The organism is Kocuria salina (assembly GCF_013368965.1).
In the GTDB taxonomy this organism is placed as follows: Bacteria; Actinomycetota; Actinomycetes; order Actinomycetales; family Micrococcaceae; genus Kocuria; species Kocuria rosea.
Genome location: NZ_SSSF01000001.1, coordinates 767,938 through 785,597, shown reverse-complemented (window position 1 = coordinate 785,597; position 17,660 = coordinate 767,938). Strand labels below are relative to the sequence as shown.

Sequence of the window (17,660 nt, the reverse complement as noted above, 5' to 3'; positions counted from 1 at the left end):
GGAGCAGCGGATGGGTCTGAGCAAGGGCACCAGGGTCACGTGGAACACCCCGCAGGGCAGGACCGAGGGGAAGGTCGTCGAGAAGAAGACCGAGGACTTCGAGCTCGACGGACGCACGTACCGCGCGAGCACGGACGATCCGCACTACATCGTGGAGTCCGACAGCTCCGGGGCCCGCGCGACCCACAAGGCGGACGCCCTCACCGAGGCCTAGCCGGAGACCGGCCCCGCCGCGGGCCCGAGGACGGGCGCGGCGGCAGGCGGGCGGGACGCGGCGTTCAGCCGCGGACGCCGGGAGTGCCCCAGACGAACGGGCCGAAGGACGGGCCGGCCGGTTCGAGGTACTCGACGTCGGACGCCGGGACCAGGGCGCCTGGGCTGTACCCGTCGGCCTCGCAGCGCACCAGGACGACCATGCCCAGCTCGACCGGGTCGTAGGGTGCGCACAGCACCTTCTCGCCCGCCCGCAGGTTCAGCCCTGCGCGGTCGGTGCGCATCCGGTAGCGCGCCACGTGGGAGACGGTGATGGAGGAGATCGGGTCGACGACCGGACCCACGCCGATGCCGGGGAGGACGTCGAGGGGTCCCGTGTCGTCGGGAACAGGGGTCAGTTCGGAAAGGCTCATGGCGGGGATCTCCAGTCGTGCGAGCGCATCGGGAGCTGCAGAAGGTCCCGGTGCCGGGCGGGTGTGCTCGACCACGCTGTCCCTTCCCATGATAGAGAGCCACGTCACACAGGGGAAGAGTCCTTCGCATCGGTCCACGGGCCGCCGGCCGCGGTGCACGAACTTGCAGACGCCGGCGTCCCAGCCGTCGCCGGGCGTCACAGAGTCACAGTTCCCGAGCACGTGACCCCTTTCTGACCTGGGCGGACAGGCGACACAGCCGAGTGTGACGCACGGAACGCCCCGAGGTCTGCGCCGCGGCCCTGCCGCGCGCCTACATTCACTGACATGAGCTACGAGGGGTCGATGCCGTGATCACGATCAACATGAACAACGCCGCGCTCTGCCGGCTGGAGCAGCAGGACCGGGGGCGGCCCGGCGCGCTGCCGGACCGGCGGTCCACCGCCGCGGGCACCGGCCCGCTGGACGCCCGGAAGACCGTCCGGGAGACCACCCTGCGGCCCGAGGCGGCGCCTCCGATGCCGGAGCACACCAGGGGCTGATGCCCCCGGTCCGGCTCAGTGGCTGCCGACGAGGCCGGACGCCCGCAGGGCGCCGAGGTGGGCCTGGCGGCCGGCGCCGACGATGCCGGCGGCGTTGCGCAGCTGCGCGGGGGCCACGCGGGCGCGCAGCCGCAGGTGCGGCAGGAACTCCTGGTGCCGTTCGCTGATGCCTCCGCCGAGGACGATGAGATCCGGGGAGATCAGGCGCTCGAGGTGGGACAGGTAGCGCTGGAGCCGGTCCGTGTAGGTCGGCCAGTCCAGCGCCTCCTCCATCCGGGCGGAGGCACCGGCCCAGCCGTCCACGTCCCGGCCGTCCAGCCACACGTGGCCGAACTCGCTGTTGGGGATCAGCTCCCCGTCCAGGAACAGCGCCGAGCCGATCCCGGTGCCCAGGGTGATCACCAGCACCGTCCCGGTCGCGCCCCGGGCGGCGCCGAAGCGCACCTCGGCCAGCCCGGCGGCGTCGGCGTCGTTGAGCACCGCGACCTCGCGCCCCAGTCCGGCGGCGAGCAGCTCCCGTGCGTCCGTGCCGATCCAGGAGTCGTCGAGGTGGGCGGCGGAGCGGGCGATGCCGTGGTCGATGATGGCTGGGACGCCCACACCGACCCCGGCCAGGGGCCCGCCCGGCCCGGGCTCGCGCTCCAGCTTCTCCAGGACCCCGCGCAGGACGGCCACCACCGCGGCCGGGGTGGCCGGCGCGGGCGTGGGCACCCGGCGCACCGGGCCCACGGTGGTGCCGCGGACCGGGTCCACCACCGCGTACTTGATGGTCGTTCCGCCGATGTCCACCCCGAGGCAGCGGGCGTCGTCGTCGCCCCCGGCGGAGACGGGCGGGACGGTCGGGGGCGTCCGGACGGACGGCAGGGCACAGGTCATCTCACGGTCCTGGATCGAGGCGGGGACGGCGCGCCCTCGGGCGGGCGGCGCCTGTTCGACTGTACAACCGGGCGGGGACGGCAATTATTCGCGCCGGCCCCGCCACCCGTCCGGCGCCACCGCCCCGCCCCGGGCGTTCCCTAGAATCGAGGGGTCCCGGTCACTCCGGCGAGCGCCCGCGCCCCGCCCGGCGCCCCGGCGTCCCGCCGCCTTTCGAAGGGCTTCCCCGCATGACCAGTCCCACCACCGCCGCGTGGCCCGTCCCGCCGAAGACCACCAACCGGGTGCTGCTCGCCTGCTGGCTCGCGATCCTGGCCGAGGGGTACGACGTCGGCGTGCTCGGCGCCGTGCTGCCCGCCCTCGCGGAGCACCGGGAGTGGAACCTCACCCCGCTGGAGCTCGGCGGCCTCGGTTCCTACGCCCTCGTCGGCATGCTCATCGGGGCCATGGTCATCGGCACGCTCTCGGACCGGATCGGCCGGCGGAGGATGCTGCTGGTCTCGATGGCCATCTTCACCACCATGCAGCTGGGCGCCGCACTGGCCCCGACCCCGGAGGTCTTCGGGCTCTTCCGGCTGCTCGGCGGCCTGGGCATGGGCGGGATCATCCCGGTGGCCGCGGCCCTGACCATCGAGTACTCGGCGCCGCGGCGCCGGTCCTTCAACTACGGCGTGATGTACTCCGGCTACTCCCTCGGCATCCTGGCCGCGGCGCTCGTGGCGATCGTCCTGCTGCCCACGCTGGGCTGGCGCTGGGTGGTCGGCGTCGGGTTCCTGCCCGTGGTCCTGCTGCCGCTGGTGGCCAGGCTGCTGCCCGAGTCCCTCGAGTACCTCATGGGCAAGGGCCGCCGCGAGGAGGCCGCCCGCCTGGCGGAGCGGCTGCACGTGGCCCCGTTCGTCGAGGGCGACTGGACGCCGGTGCGCTCCGAGGAGGCGAAGGCGCGGTCCGTGGGCTGGAAGCAGTCCTTGGCGGCGATGTTCTCCGGCGGCTACCTGACCGCCACGGTGTTCTTCTGGGTCTCCCTGTTCTGCGGCATGGTCCTGGTCTACGGCCTCAACACGTGGCTGCCCTCGATCATGCGCTCGGCCGGCTACGAGCTCGGCCCGGCCCTGACGTTCCTGGTGGTCTTCAGCCTCGCCTCCGCCGCCGGCGGCATCGCCCTGGGCCGCGCCGCGGACGCCTACGGTAAGAAGCTGATCCTGGTGGTCTTCTACCTGCTGGGCGGGGCGGGGATCCTGCTGCTGATGTTCCCCAACAGCATCGTGGTCAACTACGTGTTCGTGGCCCTGGCGGGCATCGGCTCGATCTCCACCTCGCTGGTGCTCACCGGCTGGGTGGCCGAGTACTACCCCGCCCACTCCCGCGCCACCGCCACCGGATGGGCCCTGTCCTTCGCCCGCATCGGCGCGATCTCGGGCCCGCTCATCGGCGGCTGGATCGGCTCGATGGCCCTGCCGTTCCAGTGGAACTTCATCGTCTTCGCCGCCGTGGCCCTGGTCGCCGCCGGGTCCGTGGCGCTGATCCCGCAGTTCCCGGGCCCGGCCGGTCCGGCCGCGCGGCGCGGGCGGTCGGGGCGCGCCGAGACGGCGCCGGCGGCACCGGGCGCCTGAGCCGAGCGGCCCGCCGCCCGGGCACCCCGGCCCCGGCCCCGGCCGCACCTCACCCGGCCGGGTCGGGTCCGTCCCGGCCGGGTGCCGGGCGGTCGGCCGGCGCCCGCACCCTCCGATCCTCGGCAGGCTCGTCCGCGTGCAGGTGGGCGCGCTCGCCGTCGTGGTCGAGCACGGTGAGGATCTCCACCGGCCCGCCCTGCGCCACGATGGCGTGCGGGACCATCGTGGAGAACTGCGCCGCCTGACCGGCCTCGACCACCACGACCCGCTCGCCCAGGTGCAGGCGGGCGGTCCCGGAGAGCACGGTGAACCAGTCCCGGCCCGGGTGCACCGCCAGCCGGTCCGGTGCGGGGGGCGGGCCCGGCAGGATGCGCATCTTGGCCACGGTCATCCCGTGCAGGGCCCGCTCGGAGGACAGCAGCCACATGGTCAGCCCCGGCGTGCTGCTGGGCTGCGGGCGAATCACCACGTCCTCGTCCTCGGGGGACTCGACGAGCTGGTCGAGCGAGGTGTCGAGGGCCCGGGCGATGGGCACCAGCTGGTCGAGAGCGATTCTGCGGTGCCCGGTCTCGAGCCGGCTCAGCGTGGACGGGCTGAGGTGGCACCGGGCCGCGAGCGCGTCCAGGGACCAGCCGCGCGCCAGCCGGAGACCGCGGATGCGGCGACGGATCACGGCGTCCAGGTCGAGTTCTTGCGTCATGAGCAAGAGTGTATGCCTCAAAGGCATTTTGCGCCTACCGTGGAGGCATGACACCGCACGACTCCCCGCACCCGACGGCGGGGCACCACACCCACCCCGAGCAGCACGACGACGACGGACTGGCCGAGCTGCTCGAGCTGGACGCCGAGATCCTGGACCCGCTGCTGGAGGAGGTGCTCGACTGGGTCGGCCAGCACGTCCGCGGCACGCCGGACACGGTCGCGGACATCGGCGCGGGGACCGGCGCCGGCAGCCGGCTCCTGGCCCGCCGCTTCCCGTCGGCGCAGATCGTCGCGATCGACCGGTCGGCACCGAGGCTCGAGCGGCTCCGCGCCGCGGCCGGCGCACCGGGCCCGTCCGACCGGATCCGCACGGTGCAGGCCGATCTGGACACCGCCTGGCCCGGGGTCGGGGCGGTCGACCTCGCCTGGGCGGCCTCCTCGCTGCACGAGCTCGCCGCGCCGGACCGGCTGCTGCGCGAGCTCCATGCCGGGATGCGCCCCGGCGGTCTCCTGGCGGTCGTGGAGATGGACGCGCTGCCGCGGTTCCTGCCCGAGGACATCGGGATCGGCCGCCCGGGCCTGGAGCGCCGCTGCCACGAGGTCCTCGCCCGGGCGCGCTGGAACGCCGTGCCCGACTGGGGACCCCGCCTGGAGGAGGCCGGCTTCCGGCCGGCGGGGCAGCGCCGGTTCGGCGTCGAGGCGCGGCCGGCCCCGCCCGGCACGGGGCGCTGGGCGGACCACTCGTTCCGCCGCGCCCTCCCGGTCCTCGCCGGCCGGCTGGACGCCGACGACCTGCTCGCCCTCGAGCACCTGCTCACCGAGGACTCCCCCGGCGCGGTCCTGCACCGGGAGGACCTGGTGCTGCGCGCCGGACGCCTCGTCTGGGCGGCGCACCGGCCATGAACCACCAGCACGAGAGGAAGCAGACCATGAACAGCATTTCCGCGTACGACGTCGTCGTCGTCGGAGGCGGTGCGGCCGGCCTGAGCGCCGCCGTCGCCCTGGCGCGATCCCTGCGATCGGTGGTCGTGGTGGACGCGGGCGAACCCCGCAACGCCCCGGCCGGCGGCGCGCACAACCTCCTCGGCCGGGAGGGGATCCCGCCGCTCGAGCTGCTGGCCGCCGGCCGGCGGGAGGCGGAGCAGTACGGGGCGGAGATCCTCCGGGACCGCGCCGTCACCGCCCGGGCGGAGGAGGAGGGGTTCACGGTCGGTCTCGCCGGCGGCGGCGTGCTGCGCGCGCGGCGGCTGCTGCTCGCCACCGGACTGGTCGACGAGCTGCCCGACGTGCCCGGCGTGGCCGAGCTGTGGGGGCGGAGCGTGCTGCACTGCCCCTACTGCCACGGGTGGGAGGTCCGCGGACGGCGCATCGGCGTGCTCGGCGCGGGACCCATGAGCATCCACCAGACGCTGCTGTTCCGGCAGCTCAGCGAGGACGTCACCTTCTTCCCGCACCGGATGCCCGATCCCGGCCCCGAGGCCTGGGAGCAGCTCTCCGCCCTCGGGGTCCGGGTGGTCGAGGGGCCCGTGCAGCGGCTGCGCACCGACGGGGACGCGCTGCGCGCCGTGGTCCTCGACGACGGGCAGGAGGTCCCGGTGGACGCCCTGGTCGTGGCGCCCCGGTTCGCGGCCCGGGCCGAGCTGTACGAGCAGCTCGGCGGCACCCTGACCGACCACCCCGCGGGGGCGCTCATCGCCACGGGCCCGATGGGCAGCACCGAGGTCCCCGGCGTGTGGGCGGCCGGCAACGCCGGCGACCTCTCGGCCATGGTCTCCTCCGCGGCGGGGGCGGGGGTCGGCGCGGCCGCCGCGATCAACGCGGACCTCGTGGCCGAGGAGGCGGCCGCCGCCGTGCGGGCCCGTGCGCAGGGCGCCGCAACCGGGACGCCCCGCCGCGGCTGAGGGTTTCGGGGGCGGTCAGGGCTCCACGGACCCCTGGACGTGCTCGAACACTAGGCTGGTCTGCGTGGCCGCCACCGCCTGGTTGGAGGACAGGTGCTCGCGGACGAACTGGCGGATGTGGTCGGTGTCCCGCGCCGTGACGTGGATCAGGAAGTCGTCCGAGCCCGCCAGGAAGAAGAACTGGGACACCTCCGGCACCGACTTCAGTCCCTCGCCGAACGCGGACATCAGGTGCCGGGCCCCCGGCCGCAGGCGCACGCTGATGAGGGCCTCGATGGTGCTCCCGAGCGCCCGGGGGTCCACCTCGACCGTGAAGCGGCGGATCACGCCCGAGCGCTGCAGACCCTTCATCCGCGCCAGACAGGTGGACGGGGCCACGCCGAGGGCCTCGCTGAGCGCCTGGTTGGTCGCCCGGGAGTTCTCCCGCAGCAGCGCGAGCAGGCGCCGGTCGAGCTCGTCCAGCTCGTCCCGGGGCCGCCGATCCTGCGGAGCGGCCCGCGTGGGCGGGGTCACCTTCTCCATGGTTCGTCCAGTTCTGCACCGATTGCCGAAGGATCGTCGACTTCTGCCCCGGCAACGGTGTCGGATCGTAGTTTTGGGAGACCCATTCTACGTTTTCTGCGGAAGGCCCTCGATGATCATCTCCGTTCCCACCGAAGTGAAGACGAACGAGCATCGGGTGGCCATCACGGTCTCCGGCGTGCACGAGCTGCGTCGCCGCGGCCACCGGGTGCTCGTGCAGGCCGGTGCCGGAGTCGGCTCGGGCTTCGCGGACGAGGACTTCGCCGCCGCGGGCGCGGAGGTCGTGGCGGACCCGGACGAGCTGTGGGCCCGGGCGGACCTGGTGCTGAAGGTCAAGGAGCCGGTCGCCTCCGAGTACCACCGGTTCCGGGAGGGCCTGGTCCTGTTCACCTATCTGCACCTGGCCGCGGAGCCGGAGCTCACCCGCGCCCTGCTGGCCGCCGGGGTCACGGCCGTCGCCTACGAGACCGTGCAGACCGCGGACCGCCGACTGCCGCTGCTGGCGCCGATGAGCGAGGTGGCCGGCCGGCTCTCGGTGCAGGCCGGGGCCTCGGCCCTGACCGCCACCGGCGGCGGCAAGGGCGTCCTGCTCGGCGGCGTGCCCGGGGTCCGCCCCGCGCAGGTGACCGTGATCGGCGCGGGCGTGGCCGGCACCAACGCGGCCGCCATGGCCGTGGGCCTGGGCGCCGAGGTCACGATCCTGGACATCGACGTGGACCGGCTGCGCGCCCTGGACGACCGGTACGCCGGGCGGCTGCGGACCGTCGCCTCCAACGCCTACGAGGTGGAGCGCTCGGTGACCGAGGCGGACCTCGTCGTGGGCTCCGTGCTGATCCCCGGCGCCAAGGCCCCGAAGCTGGTCACCCACGAGATGGTCGGGCGGATGAAGCCGGGCAGCGTCCTGGTGGACATCGCCGTGGACCAGGGCGGGTGCTTCGAGGACAGCCGCCCCACCACCCACCAGGACCCGGTCTTCCCGGTGCACGACACCGTCTTCTACTGCGTGGCGAACATGCCCGGCGCGGTGCCGAACACCTCGACCTACGCGCTGACCAACGTCACGCTGCGCTACGCCGTGGCCCTGGCCGACCAGGGTGTCACCGCGGCGCTGGCGGCCGACCCCGCCCTGGCCGCCGGGCTCAACACGATGGCCGGCCACGTGACGCACCGCTCGGTCGGCGAGGCCCACGGCCTGGACGTCGTCGACCGGGCGGAGCTGCTGCCCGCCGCCTGAGCCGCGCCCCCGCGCGGGGAGCGTGGGCGCGCAGGTCCTAGCATGGGCACAGCGCAGCAGATCAGCATCCCGGCACGAGGAGCCCCATGCACCGCATCCCCGAAGAGGTCGACACCCCGGACGTCCTGATCGACCGGGACGTGCTCGAGCGCAACATCGCGCGGATGGCCGCGGCCGTGCGTGAGCGGGGCCTGCTGCTGCGCCCGCACGCCAAGACGCACAAGGTCCCGGAGATCGCGGCGCTGCAGCTCGCCGCCGGCGCGGCCGGGCTGACCGTGGCCACGCTCGGGGAGGCCGAGGTCTTCGCCGCGCACGGGGCCGAGGACCTCTTCGTCGCGTACCCGCTGTGGGTCGGCCCGCGCCAGGCGGAGCGCCTGCGCCGGCTGAGCGCCGCGGCCCGGATCAGCGTGGGAGTGGACTCCGCCGAGGCCGCCGCCGTCATGGGCGAGCAGCTGGGGGACGCGGCGGGGGACGTGGCCGTGGTCGTGGAGATCGACAGCGGCCACCACCGCAGCGGGGTCCGCCCGGAGGACGCCGCGGACGTCGCCCGGGCGGCGGCCCGGGCGGGGCTGCGCGTGGAGGGCGTCTTCACCTTCCCGGGCCACAGCTACGCCCCGGGCATGCCGGTCGAGGCGGCCGCGCAGGAGCAGCAGGCCCTGGACCGGGCGGCCGGGCAGCTGGCGGCCGCGGGCTTCGAGGTGCGGCGCCGCAGCGGCGGCTCCACGCCCAGCGCGCTGCTGACCGACAGCGCCACGGCCACGGAGGTGCGGCCGGGGGTCTACGTCTTCGGCGACGCCCAGCAGCTGGAGCTCGGCCGGTGCGCCCTCGAGGACATCGCCCTCACCGTGGCTGCGACCGTGGTCAGCCGGCACGAGGGCGGCAACGGGGTGCCGCGGCGGACCGTCCTGGACGCCGGCAGCAAGGTCCTCGGCAGCGACCGGCCCGCCTGGGCCACCGGCTGCGGGCGGCTGATGGACCACCCGGACGCCCGGATCACGGCCCTGTCCGAGCACCACGCCACCGTCGTCTGGCCCGAGGACGCCCCGCTGCCCGCCCTCGGCGAGCGCCTGCGCGTCATCCCCAACCACGTGTGCCTGACCATGAACCTCGTCGACGACGTGGCCGTGGTGCGCGAGGGCGCCCTGCTGGAGCGCTGGACCGTGGCCGCGCGGGGCCGCAACTCCTGACCCCGCAGCCCGCCGGGCGCCCGCCGAACGATCCCGGGCACGGCGGATCGGCGCGAGGCTGCGGCGGAGCCGGCCCGGCGGCTCAGCGCGGGGGCGGCGGCGGAGCGGGCGCGCCCTTCGGCGGCGCGATCTTGGGGAACGAGCGGGCGGCCCCCGGGGTCGCCGCGTCCTCGGTCTCCGGGGCGCCCGCGGTCCCGGGCCAGGCGCGGCCGGCGGCCGGATCCCAGTGGGTGTCGACCACCTTGCGCTGCACCGCGATCGCCAGCACCAGCACCCCGAGCCCGATCAGGGAGATGACCACGATGCCGCCGACGGACCCGATCTTGGCGGCGGAGCCCACGGCGATCCCGAACCAGCCGAAGTCGGCGTCGCCGAAGGTGGTGTTCTCCTCCCCGAAGGCGCCGAGGACGGAGAGCAGGAACGCGGGCAGGAACGTGATGATCAGGCCGTTGACGAAGCCGCCGGCGAGGGCCCCGCGACGCCCTCCGGTCGCGTTGCCGTAGACTCCGGCCGCGCCGCCGGTGAAGAAGTGGGGCACCAGCCCCGGCAGGATCAGGGCGAGGCCGATGGCGGGGTTGAGCCAGACGGAGAGGATGAGCAGCCCGATCAGGCCGCCCACGAAGCTGGAGATGAAGCCGAGCAGCACGGCGTTCTGCGCGTACGGGAAGACGATGGGGGCGTCGAGGGCCGGGATGGCGCCGGGGACGACTTTGGCGGCGATGCCCTGGAAGGCCGGGACGAGCTCGCCCAGGATGGTGCGCACGCCGAAGAGGATGACCGCCACGGCCACGCCGAACTGCAGGCCCTGGGTGATCGACATCATGATGTAGTTGCCCACCCCGGTGGCGCCGCCCTCGAACGCGGTGAAGGCCTCCTCGGTCCCGGCCCGGGCGAGGAAGAGCACGGCGAGGACCACGTACATCAGGGCCATGGACAGGGCAGTGGCCACCATGGAGTCGCGGAGGAAGCGCAGCCCCTCCGGCAGCTTCGTGTCCTCGGTGGACCGGCTCCGCTTCCCCACGACCTGCCCCACGGCGCCGGCGGCGATGTAGCCGGCGGTGCCGAAGTGCCCGATGGCCACGCTGTCGTCGCCGGTGATCCTGCGGGTCCACGGGTGGGCGAGCGCCGGGAGGGAGACCATGAGGATGCCGAGGAGCGCGGCGCCGAGCAGCACGGTCACCCAGCTGCCGTACCCGGCGGTGGCGAGGATGATGGTCAGCATCGTGGCCATGAACAGGACGTGGTGGCCGGTGAGGAAGACGTAGCGCAGCGGGGTGAAGCGGGCGAGCAGCAGGCTCACGGCGAAGCCGAGGATCATCAGCCACGCGACCTGGGCCCCGTACTCGGCCTGGGCGATCCCGGCGATGGCCTCGTTGGTGGGGATCACGCCCTGGGCGCCGGTGGCGCCCAGGATCATGGCCCCCAGGGGTTCCAGGGAGGCGACGACGAGGGTGGCGCCGGCGCCGATCAGCAGGAAGCCGAGGGTCGCCTTGATGGCGCCGCCGATGATCTGGCCGGTGCTCTTGCGCAGGGCGGCCAGGCCCACGGCGGTGATGATGCCGATGAGGAACGCCGGGACGGCGAGGATCTCGCTGACCAGGAACTCGGGGATGCTGACGAGCCAGTTCACGGGAACACCTGCTTCTAGACGTCGTAGAGCTCGCGCAGGGCGGCGTCGAGCTCGGTGGTGCTGGTGAAGTTCTCGATCACCTTCACGGGGACGCCGACGTCCCCGAGGGTGCGGGCGATCTCCCCGGAGGTGAGGATCAGGTCGGCCTCCTTGGCCTTGCCGCGGGCCGAGATGGTGTCGGTCGCCTCGACCGTGAGGTACTTGCCCCACCCCCAGTGGTCGAGCACCTGCTCCAGGGTGTTCTTGAGGAACAGGCTGGTGCCGAGCCCGTTGCCGTAGACGGTGAGGATCTTGTTGCGGCTGTCCGCGGCCGCCTCCGCCGCTCTGGTCGCCGCCGGTTCCGCCGCCGGTTCCGCGGCCGGCGCCTCGTCCGTCGTCGACGGTCGCCGGGACGGCGCCTCCTCCGTCAGCACGGCGAGCACCTCCTCCGGGGTCCTCGCCTCGTCCAGGGCGGTCCGGGTCCTCGGCGAGCCCAGCAGCGTGGCCAGCGTCCGCATGGCCTGGAGGTGCTCCTTCTGGTCCTTCGCGGAGAGGGCGACGACGAGGGTCACGGGGTCGTTCGCCGCGTGCCCGAACTCCACCGGCCGGGCCAGCCGGACCCAGGACATCGCGGTGCGGTGGACCGCCTCCGAGGGCCGGGCGTGGGCGAAGGCGAAGCCCGGCGCCACCACGATGTACGGGCCGTTCTCCTCGACGCTGGTGATCATGGCCTGCGTGTACTCGCTGCTGATGGCGCCCTGGCGCTCGAGCAGCTCACCGGCGAGCGCGATGGCGGCCCGCCAGTCCTCCGCCGGTTCGTCCAGGCAGATCGATCCGAGGTCCAGCAGCCGGCTGAGGTGAGACATACCTGACATGGTATCTCATTTCGGCTCGCTCGTGTGATCCACATCACATTCATTTAGGCCGATCCGGCCGGGAACGGGACGGCCCGTCCCGGGGCCGGGCGCGGATCTGGCAGGCTGGCAGGAGCACCTGCCCCGCCGGCAGGAGATCACTGCACCGTCGGGGAGGACCGAGATGAGCCAGCGTTCCGTGCCCGCGCACGCCCTGCCGTGGGTGGTCGTCGGCATCGTGCTCGTCGCACTGAGCCTGCGCGGGCCGATCATCGCCCCGACGCCGGTGATCACCCAGATCCAGTCCGACCTCGGCCTGTCGGCGGCGACCGCGGGCCTGCTCACCGGTCTGCCGGTGCTGCTCTTCGCACTGGTTACCCCGCTGGCCTCGAAGCTGATCGGACGCTTCGGGCCCGAGGCGGCCGTCCTGGTGTGCCTGAGCGGCGTGCTGGCCGGGACCGTGCTCCGCTCGGCCGGACCCGCCCCGGTGGTCTTGGCCGGCACCGTGGTCATCGGCGCCGCGATCGCCGTCGGCAACATCGTGGTCCCGGTGATCATCCGCCGCGACGTCCCCTGGCGCCGGATCCCCGTGGTGACCGCCGCCTACACCGCCGCCCTCAACCTCGGGTCGATGATCACCGCCCTGGGCACCGCCCCGCTCGCCGCGCTGATCGGCTGGCGGGCAGCACTGACCTCCTGGGGCGCGCTGACACTGGTGGCCCTGGTGTTCTGGCTGGTCGTGGCCCGCCGCCGGGCCGGCACACCGCACACGCCCCCCGCCCCCGCCGAGCCAGACACCGCCACCGGGGCGCTGCGCCAGGCCCGGGGCACCACCCAGATCCGGCGCATCGGCTGGTGGCTGACGCTGGCCTTCTGCGGGCAGGCCATCTCCTACTACTCCGTCACCGCATGGCTGCCCACCCTGCTGGCCGACACCCGCGGACTGAGCCTGGCGGCCTCCGGGGCCGGGGCCTCCCTGTTCCAGGTCGCCGCCATCGCCGGCGCCCTCGGGGTGCCGCTGCTGGCCGCCCGCGCCCCGGCGTGGGTGCCGGTGGCCGTCATCGGGGCACTGTGGATCACCCTCCCGGTCGGGCTGCTGATCGCCCCCGAGGGCTACCTCGTGTGGTCCGCCGTCGGCGGCGTCGCCCAGGGCGGGGGCTTCACCACGATCTTCTCGATCGTCGCGCGCATCGTGCGCACGGACGCCGAGGCCGCGGCGACCTCCGCCCGCATCCAGGGCAGCGGCTACCTCGCCGCGACGGCCGGCCCGCCGCTGATCGGGGCCCTCAACGCCGGCACCGGGGGGTGGACCGTCCCGCTGCTGGTCGTCCTGGGCGCCACCGTGCTGTTCCTGGTCGGGGGACTCCTGGCGGTCGCGGAGACCCGCCGCCGCCGATAGGGGCACCTCCCCCAGGAACAGCCCGCAACTAGGCACCGGGGACCGCGGGACGGCCGCGCCACCGAGCACGCACCCGGGTGGCCGAATTAGGGCAGAGAAGTGTCCGCTAATCCGTGGACGGACTGCTACAGTCGAGCCACGAACCACTGAGGGTACCCTTACCCCGTCCGCTCGACCGAAGGCTCCGCCCATGTTCCGTGGCACGACGCCCCCCGCCGGCACACCCGTTCTCCTGCCCCGGGACGAGGCAGGGATCGGTGCACGGGGCCTCGAGGGCGACTTCGCGTTCGCGAGCCGTCACGGGATCCTCCTCGCCCGCCGGGACCGGGAGCTGCCCGCCGGACGGATCACGGAAGGCGGCGTGGATCCGGTCCTGGCCGGGCTGGACGAGGTCACGCGCTCGGTGGCCGGCACCCAGCCCGGCGGGGGGACCCGGCCGGTGCTGTGCGGCACCATCCCCTTCGACCCGGACGAGCCGGCCGACCTGTTCCTCGCCGAGCGGCCCGTGTGGGCTCCCCGCCCGGCGCCCACGGCCCCGGTGCCCCTGGCGCGGCAGCTCGTGCCCGCCGCCCCGGCCCCGGACCCCGACCACCACGAGGCGCTCGCCGAGGCCCTGGACCGCATCGGCCGCGGCGCCGCCCCGCACCTGGTGCTGGCCCGCGCCCTGGACCTGGAGCTCCCCGCACCCGCGGACCTGGACCGGCTGTGGGACGAGCTGGTGGCCCGCGCCCCCGGAGGCCACGCCTTCCTGGTGCGCCCCCGGGACGGCGGCACGGTCCTCGGTGCGGGCCCGGAGCTGACGGCCGAGGTGCGCCCGACTGGCTTCGCCTCCCACCCCCACACCGGCAGCGCCGCACGCCACCCCACGGTCTCCGGCGACGCCGCCGCCCAGCAGTCCCTGCTGCGTTCCCCCGCCGCCCGGCGGCGGCACCAGCACGTCGTCGAGCACCTGACCCGCCGCCTGGCACCGCTCGCCGCGTCCCTGCACGTGCCCGGGCAGCCCAGCGTGCCGGGCACCGACGCCGCCTGGCACCTGGCGACCCGTCTCACCGGCAGGCTGCACCGGGGCACCAGCGCGCTGCACGCCGCGGTGGCGCTGCACCGTGCGGCCGCCGGCGCCCCGGACCGGGAGACCCTGTCCCTGATCCGTGAGCTGGAGCCGCGGCCCCGCGGGGTCTTCGCGGGCCTGGTGGGCTGGACCGACGCCGCCGGGCACGGCCAGTGGGTGCCGGTCCTGCGCAGCGTCCACCTGTACGGCACGCGCGCCCGGCTGCACGCCGCCGCGGAGCTGGACGCCACCTCCACCGTGGACGGTGCGCTGGCGGAGACGGCGGCGAACTTCGGCACGGTCCGGGCGGTGCTCGAGGCCGCCGGCGCGCCGGCGCGGACCGGCGCGGTCCCGCACGCCGCCTGACCCGTCACGCCCGGGGAGCGGCACTGGCCCCCGTCACCGAGGGGCCGGCGGTCAGTCGAGCTCCACCACGGTGACCGGCAGGGGCAGGGACTCGGCGGTGAAGGTGGTCTGCTCGGAGAAGGGCACCCCCGCCTCGTCCCGGCCGAAGCACAGGGCGAGCACCTCCCCCGGCTCGGTGCCGGCCATGAGGGTCCAGTGCTGGCCGACCGCGTCCACGGCGTGGGCCTGGTGGTCGAGGTCCGCCTCGCCCTCGACGTCGGCGAAGCGGGCCCGGTAGGCCTCCAGCTCCTCGGGGGTCTGGAGCACCCCGGCGGAGACGACCGCCTCCTCGTCGCCGGTGACGGCCGGGGCCACCGGATAGGCGATGCGGAACGGCGGCTCGAGGACCTCCAGCAGCTCCCGGGCGGGCGTGGCGTCGTCGCCGCGCAGCCACAGCCGGCCCGTGCCGTCGACGAAGCCCGTGTACTCCTCGTCGTTGGGGTAGAAGCAGAGGAACCCCGAGCCCGGGATGCGCGCGGCCAGCCCGGTGAGGTCCGCGGCGTGCTCCACGGTCAGGAAGCGGGTGAGGGGCTCCAGCAGCAGGGGTTCCACGGGTGATGTCTCCTAGCGGGGCGGCGGGGCGGTGGGACGACGACGGGGCGGTCGCGCCCGGACGCTCTACGCTACGCCGCCGCCGCCCGGTCGTGGGACGGTCCCGTCCTCCTCACCGGCCCGTGGGCCTGTCGGCGGCGAGTTCCCGGGGCAGGACCCGCCGCAGGACGTCGGAGAGGGTGATCACTCCCACGAAGCGGCCCTCGTGCACGACAGCCGCGAACTGCTCCCCGGCCGCGCGGATCCGGGCCAGGGCCTCGTAGACCGGGGTGTCGGCGTCGAGCACGAACGCGGGGCGGGCCAGGTCCCGGACGGGCCGGTCCGGGGGCTCGAGCAGCGTGTCGCGCACGTGGACCACTCCGGGCGTGCCGGCGCCGGGGTCCTCCACGAGGATCCGCAGGTGCCCCGAGCGGGCGGCGGCCGCCTGCACGTCGGCCGCGGTGGCCCGGACCGGCACGGTGGTCGGCGTCGCGCCCGGTGCGACCAGCGCTTCGACGGTGAGCTGCTCGAGCTCGAGCACGCCGGAGAGCTGGGTGCGGAAGGACGGGTCGAGCGCGCCCACGGAGGCCGAGTGCTCGACGAGGTGCCGGATCGTGTCGACGTCCTGGCCGCCGACGGCCGCCCGGTCCACCGGGGTGACGCCGCTGGCCGCGACCAGCCGGTTGGCGATCGCGTTGACCCACACCAGCAGCGGCCGCACGACCCAGATGAAGCCGCGCGAGGGCACGCCGATGAGCTTGGCCGAGGTCTCCGGGTACGCGATCGCCCACGACTTGGGCGCCATCTCCCCCACCACGAGGTGGAGGAACGTCACGAACAGCAGGGAGAGACCGAAGGCGGCGCCGTCGGCCAGCCCCTCGGGCGCGCCCCAGGAAACGAACACGGGGCTGAGCCACGCGTCGACCGCCGGCTTGGTGACGGCGCCGAGGGCGAACGTGCACGCGGTGATGCCCAGCTGGGCGCCGGCGAGCATGATGGTCAGCTCGTTGATGCCGCGCAGGGCGGCGCGGGCGGCGCGGTTGGTCGCCGCCTCGGCCTCGAGCCGGTGGCGGCGCGCGCCCAGCAGGGCGAACTCGACGATGACGAAGAACGCGCTGAGCACGATGAGCAGCACGGTCACGGCGGTGACGACCAGGGGATCGCTCATCGGTCCTCCTCCTTCTCGGCGCCGGTCCGGGCGGTGGTGTTCTCCGCGGGGTCGGCGCCCTCGGCGGTGGTCTCGACGAGCCGCACGAGCAGCTCGCTGGGCACGTGCCGGGAGAGCTCGAGCACCTCGACGTCGAGCACCCGGTGGACGGGCCGGTCGAGGACGAGATCGCGGGGGTCGTCGGGCAGCTCGACCCGCACCACCTCCCCGGAGACCGGGAGCTCACCGCGCTGGGCGATGAGCAGGCCCGATATGGTCTCGTAGTCGCCCTCGGGCAGCTCGTGGCCGACCGCGCGCTCGACCTCGTCGACGTGGATGTCGCCGGTCATCCGCCAGGTGTCCCCGTGCTCGGGCGTGATGGTGGCGGGCGGCTCGTCGTCGTGCTCGTCGGTGATCTCCCCGACCAGCTCCTCGGCCAGGTCCTCGACGGTCAGGATGCCGGCGAAGCCGCCGTACTCGTCGATCACGCAGGCGAGCTCGTTGCGCGACTCCGTCAGCTGCGCCAGTGCGTCCGGCAGCGACATGAGCGTGGGCAGCACCAGCGGGGGCGCCATCATGGTCGAGACCGCGGCGTCATCGGGCACGCCGCCGCGCAGCAGATCGGCGAGCTGGACGACGCCGAGGGGCTCCTCGGTCGCGGAGATCACCGGGTAGCGGGTGTGCTCCTGCGCCATGAGGACGCGCAGCTCGCCCACGGTGGTGTCCGGGGAGACCGTGCCGACCTGCGACCGCGGGATCATGGCGTGCTCCACGTCCTGGTCGGGGAAGTCGATGATGCGGTCGATGAGCACCGACAGCTCCTCGGGCAGGTCCCCGCTCTCGCGGGAGTCGGCGACGATGCGCTCGAGGTCCTCCACGGTCGCGGTCGTGTCGACGTCGTGCACCGGCTCGATCCGGAACAGCCGGAGCAGCGCGTTGGCGGCGTGGTCGAACACGGTGATCAGCCACCCGAAGAGGCCGAGGTAGATCGTGGTGGAGCGGGCCAGTCCGCGGGCGAGCGGTTCGGCGTTGGCGATCGCCAGGTTCTTCGGGTACAGCTCCCCGAAGATCATCTGCACGACGGCGGCCACGACCAGCGCGCCCACCGTCCCCACCGAGATGCTCAGCGCGGCCGGCACCCCGGCGGCGCCGAGCAGCACGCCCACGGACTCCCCCACCATGGGCTCGGCCACGTAGCCGATGAGCAGACCGGTGACGGTGATGCCCAGCTGGGCGCCCGAGAGCATGAAGGAGGTGCGGCGCGTGACCTTCAGGGCGCGCTGGGCGGCCTTGTCGCCGGCCTCGGCGCGCGCGCCGAGCTTGACGCGGTCGACCGACATGTAGGCGAACTCCTGGGCCACGAAGTACCCGTTGGCGGCGATGATCGCCAGGATCACGACGATGCCGAGGAGCAGGGTGAGAATCGCTCCGATCATCGGGGGCTCACTCCTGGATCGGGAGAGCCGG

Annotated in this window: 18 protein-coding genes; 9 read left to right on the top strand and 9 right to left on the bottom strand. The window is 74.4% G+C overall.

What is annotated here, in order from left to right; all coding sequences use genetic code 11:
- The first annotated feature begins 10 nt into the window (after positions 1-10).
- Positions 11-214, top strand: a complete 204-nt coding sequence (locus E7Z53_RS03655; RefSeq protein ID WP_133411606.1) for a DUF2945 domain-containing protein — start codon at positions 11-13, stop codon at positions 212-214.
- Positions 215-278: 64 nt separating this feature from the next.
- On the opposite strand, the gene E7Z53_RS03650 is transcribed toward E7Z53_RS03655, so the two are convergent.
- Entirely contained in the window at positions 279-626 is a 348-nt protein-coding gene (locus E7Z53_RS03650; RefSeq protein WP_035930322.1) for a hypothetical protein, read from the bottom strand.
- 350 nt (positions 627-976) lie between these two features.
- On the opposite strand from E7Z53_RS03650, the gene E7Z53_RS03645 reads away from it, so the two are divergent.
- On the top strand, positions 977-1,168 hold the full coding sequence (locus tag E7Z53_RS03645; protein WP_035930325.1) for a hypothetical protein: 192 nt from the start codon (positions 977-979) through the stop codon (positions 1,166-1,168).
- A gap of 15 nt (positions 1,169-1,183) precedes the next feature.
- Here the strand turns inward: E7Z53_RS03645 and ppgK are convergent, their stop codons facing one another.
- A complete protein-coding gene (ppgK, locus tag E7Z53_RS03640) occupies positions 1,184-2,044 on the bottom strand; it encodes a polyphosphate--glucose phosphotransferase (RefSeq protein ID WP_035930328.1) in 861 nt (286 codons plus the stop codon).
- A gap of 230 nt (positions 2,045-2,274) precedes the next feature.
- Between ppgK and E7Z53_RS03635 the strand changes: the two genes are divergently transcribed.
- The gene (locus tag E7Z53_RS03635) at positions 2,275-3,654 is read left to right on the top strand and encodes an MFS transporter (protein WP_035930331.1); all 1,380 of its coding nucleotides are present in this window, start codon (positions 2,275-2,277) and stop codon (positions 3,652-3,654) included.
- A 49-nt stretch (positions 3,655-3,703) separates the two neighbouring features.
- On the opposite strand, the gene E7Z53_RS03630 is transcribed toward E7Z53_RS03635, so the two are convergent.
- Positions 3,704-4,354, bottom strand: a complete 651-nt coding sequence (locus E7Z53_RS03630; protein WP_035930334.1) for a helix-turn-helix domain-containing protein — start codon at positions 4,352-4,354, stop codon at positions 3,704-3,706.
- 47 nt (positions 4,355-4,401) lie between these two features.
- Here E7Z53_RS03630 and E7Z53_RS03625 point away from each other — a divergent pair, with 47 nt between their 5' ends.
- Both E7Z53_RS03625 and E7Z53_RS03620 read left to right on the top strand, forming a co-directional pair.
- Positions 4,402-5,259 carry a class I SAM-dependent methyltransferase gene (locus E7Z53_RS03625; protein WP_176337178.1) on the top strand — a complete coding sequence of 286 codons (858 nt, stop codon included), beginning with the start codon at positions 4,402-4,404 and terminating at the stop codon, positions 5,257-5,259.
- Between the two features lie 26 nt (positions 5,260-5,285).
- Entirely contained in the window at positions 5,286-6,257 is a 972-nt protein-coding gene (locus E7Z53_RS03620; protein ID WP_035930341.1) for an NAD(P)/FAD-dependent oxidoreductase, read from the top strand.
- Positions 6,258-6,272: 15 nt separating this feature from the next.
- Here E7Z53_RS03620 and E7Z53_RS03615 read toward each other — a convergent pair whose 3' ends face one another.
- Complete coding sequence (locus tag E7Z53_RS03615) at positions 6,273-6,779, bottom strand: Lrp/AsnC family transcriptional regulator (RefSeq protein ID WP_035930346.1); 507 nt, start codon at positions 6,777-6,779, stop codon at positions 6,273-6,275.
- Positions 6,780-6,891: 112 nt separating this feature from the next.
- Between E7Z53_RS03615 and ald the strand changes: the two genes are divergently transcribed.
- Positions 6,892-8,013, top strand: a complete 1,122-nt coding sequence (gene ald / locus E7Z53_RS03610; RefSeq protein ID WP_176337177.1) for an alanine dehydrogenase — start codon at positions 6,892-6,894, stop codon at positions 8,011-8,013.
- A gap of 86 nt (positions 8,014-8,099) precedes the next feature.
- Positions 8,100-9,200, top strand: a complete 1,101-nt coding sequence (locus tag E7Z53_RS03605; RefSeq protein ID WP_176337176.1) for an alanine racemase — start codon at positions 8,100-8,102, stop codon at positions 9,198-9,200.
- 82 nt (positions 9,201-9,282) lie between these two features.
- Here the strand turns inward: E7Z53_RS03605 and E7Z53_RS03600 are convergent, their stop codons facing one another.
- A complete protein-coding gene (locus tag E7Z53_RS03600; protein WP_176337175.1) occupies positions 9,283-10,830 on the bottom strand; it encodes a PTS ascorbate transporter subunit IIC in 1,548 nt (515 codons plus the stop codon).
- A 14-nt stretch (positions 10,831-10,844) separates the two neighbouring features.
- Positions 10,845-11,675 carry a PTS sugar transporter subunit IIA gene (locus E7Z53_RS03595; protein WP_176337174.1) on the bottom strand — a complete coding sequence of 277 codons (831 nt, stop codon included), beginning with the start codon at positions 11,673-11,675 and terminating at the stop codon, positions 10,845-10,847.
- A gap of 172 nt (positions 11,676-11,847) precedes the next feature.
- Between E7Z53_RS03595 and E7Z53_RS03590 the strand changes: the two genes are divergently transcribed.
- Together E7Z53_RS03590 and E7Z53_RS03585 are read left to right on the top strand one after the other, a co-directional pair.
- Entirely contained in the window at positions 11,848-13,062 is a 1,215-nt protein-coding gene (locus E7Z53_RS03590) for an MFS transporter (protein WP_176337173.1), read from the top strand.
- Positions 13,063-13,252: 190 nt separating this feature from the next.
- Positions 13,253-14,476: a chorismate-binding protein gene (locus tag E7Z53_RS03585; RefSeq protein WP_176337172.1), complete on the top strand. Its 1,224-nt coding sequence runs from the start codon at positions 13,253-13,255 to the stop codon at positions 14,474-14,476.
- 51 nt (positions 14,477-14,527) lie between these two features.
- On the opposite strand, the gene E7Z53_RS03580 is transcribed toward E7Z53_RS03585, so the two are convergent.
- From E7Z53_RS03580 to E7Z53_RS03570, 3 genes are all read right to left on the bottom strand, one after another.
- Positions 14,528-15,067, bottom strand: a complete 540-nt coding sequence (locus E7Z53_RS03580) for a hypothetical protein (RefSeq protein ID WP_017831890.1) — start codon at positions 15,065-15,067, stop codon at positions 14,528-14,530.
- A 112-nt stretch (positions 15,068-15,179) separates the two neighbouring features.
- Positions 15,180-16,214: a CNNM domain-containing protein gene (locus E7Z53_RS03575; RefSeq protein WP_017831889.1), complete on the bottom strand. Its 1,035-nt coding sequence runs from the start codon at positions 16,212-16,214 to the stop codon at positions 15,180-15,182.
- Positions 16,211-17,629: a hemolysin family protein gene (locus E7Z53_RS03570; protein WP_017831888.1), complete on the bottom strand. Its 1,419-nt coding sequence runs from the start codon at positions 17,627-17,629 to the stop codon at positions 16,211-16,213. Before E7Z53_RS03570 ends, E7Z53_RS03575 begins: the two co-directional genes overlap by 4 nt.
- Positions 17,630-17,660 lie beyond the last annotated feature (31 nt).

What these genes read in the sequence shown, in the direction of transcription:
- E7Z53_RS03655 (WP_133411606.1), top strand. Translation starts at nt 11, where the DNA reads ATGGGTCTGAGCAAGGGCACCAGGGTCACGTGGAACACCCCGCAGGGC.
- E7Z53_RS03650 (WP_035930322.1), bottom strand. Translation starts at nt 626, where the DNA reads ATGAGCCTTTCCGAACTGACCCCTGTTCCCGACGACACGGGACCCCTC.
- ppgK (WP_035930328.1), bottom strand. Translation starts at nt 2,044, where the DNA reads ATGACCTGTGCCCTGCCGTCCGTCCGGACGCCCCCGACCGTCCCGCCC.
- E7Z53_RS03635 (WP_035930331.1), top strand. Translation starts at nt 2,275, where the DNA reads ATGACCAGTCCCACCACCGCCGCGTGGCCCGTCCCGCCGAAGACCACC.
- E7Z53_RS03630 (WP_035930334.1), bottom strand. Translation starts at nt 4,354, where the DNA reads ATGACGCAAGAACTCGACCTGGACGCCGTGATCCGTCGCCGCATCCGC.
- E7Z53_RS03625 (WP_176337178.1), top strand. Translation starts at nt 4,402, where the DNA reads ATGACACCGCACGACTCCCCGCACCCGACGGCGGGGCACCACACCCAC.
- E7Z53_RS03620 (WP_035930341.1), top strand. Translation starts at nt 5,286, where the DNA reads ATGAACAGCATTTCCGCGTACGACGTCGTCGTCGTCGGAGGCGGTGCG.
- E7Z53_RS03615 (WP_035930346.1), bottom strand. Translation starts at nt 6,779, where the DNA reads ATGGAGAAGGTGACCCCGCCCACGCGGGCCGCTCCGCAGGATCGGCGG.
- ald (WP_176337177.1), top strand. Translation starts at nt 6,892, where the DNA reads ATGATCATCTCCGTTCCCACCGAAGTGAAGACGAACGAGCATCGGGTG.
- E7Z53_RS03605 (WP_176337176.1), top strand. Translation starts at nt 8,100, where the DNA reads ATGCACCGCATCCCCGAAGAGGTCGACACCCCGGACGTCCTGATCGAC.
- E7Z53_RS03595 (WP_176337174.1), bottom strand. Translation starts at nt 11,675, where the DNA reads ATGTCTCACCTCAGCCGGCTGCTGGACCTCGGATCGATCTGCCTGGAC.
- E7Z53_RS03590 (WP_176337173.1), top strand. Translation starts at nt 11,848, where the DNA reads ATGAGCCAGCGTTCCGTGCCCGCGCACGCCCTGCCGTGGGTGGTCGTC.
- E7Z53_RS03585 (WP_176337172.1), top strand. Translation starts at nt 13,253, where the DNA reads ATGTTCCGTGGCACGACGCCCCCCGCCGGCACACCCGTTCTCCTGCCC.
- E7Z53_RS03575 (WP_017831889.1), bottom strand. Translation starts at nt 16,214, where the DNA reads ATGAGCGATCCCCTGGTCGTCACCGCCGTGACCGTGCTGCTCATCGTG.
- E7Z53_RS03570 (WP_017831888.1), bottom strand. Translation starts at nt 17,629, where the DNA reads ATGATCGGAGCGATTCTCACCCTGCTCCTCGGCATCGTCGTGATCCTG.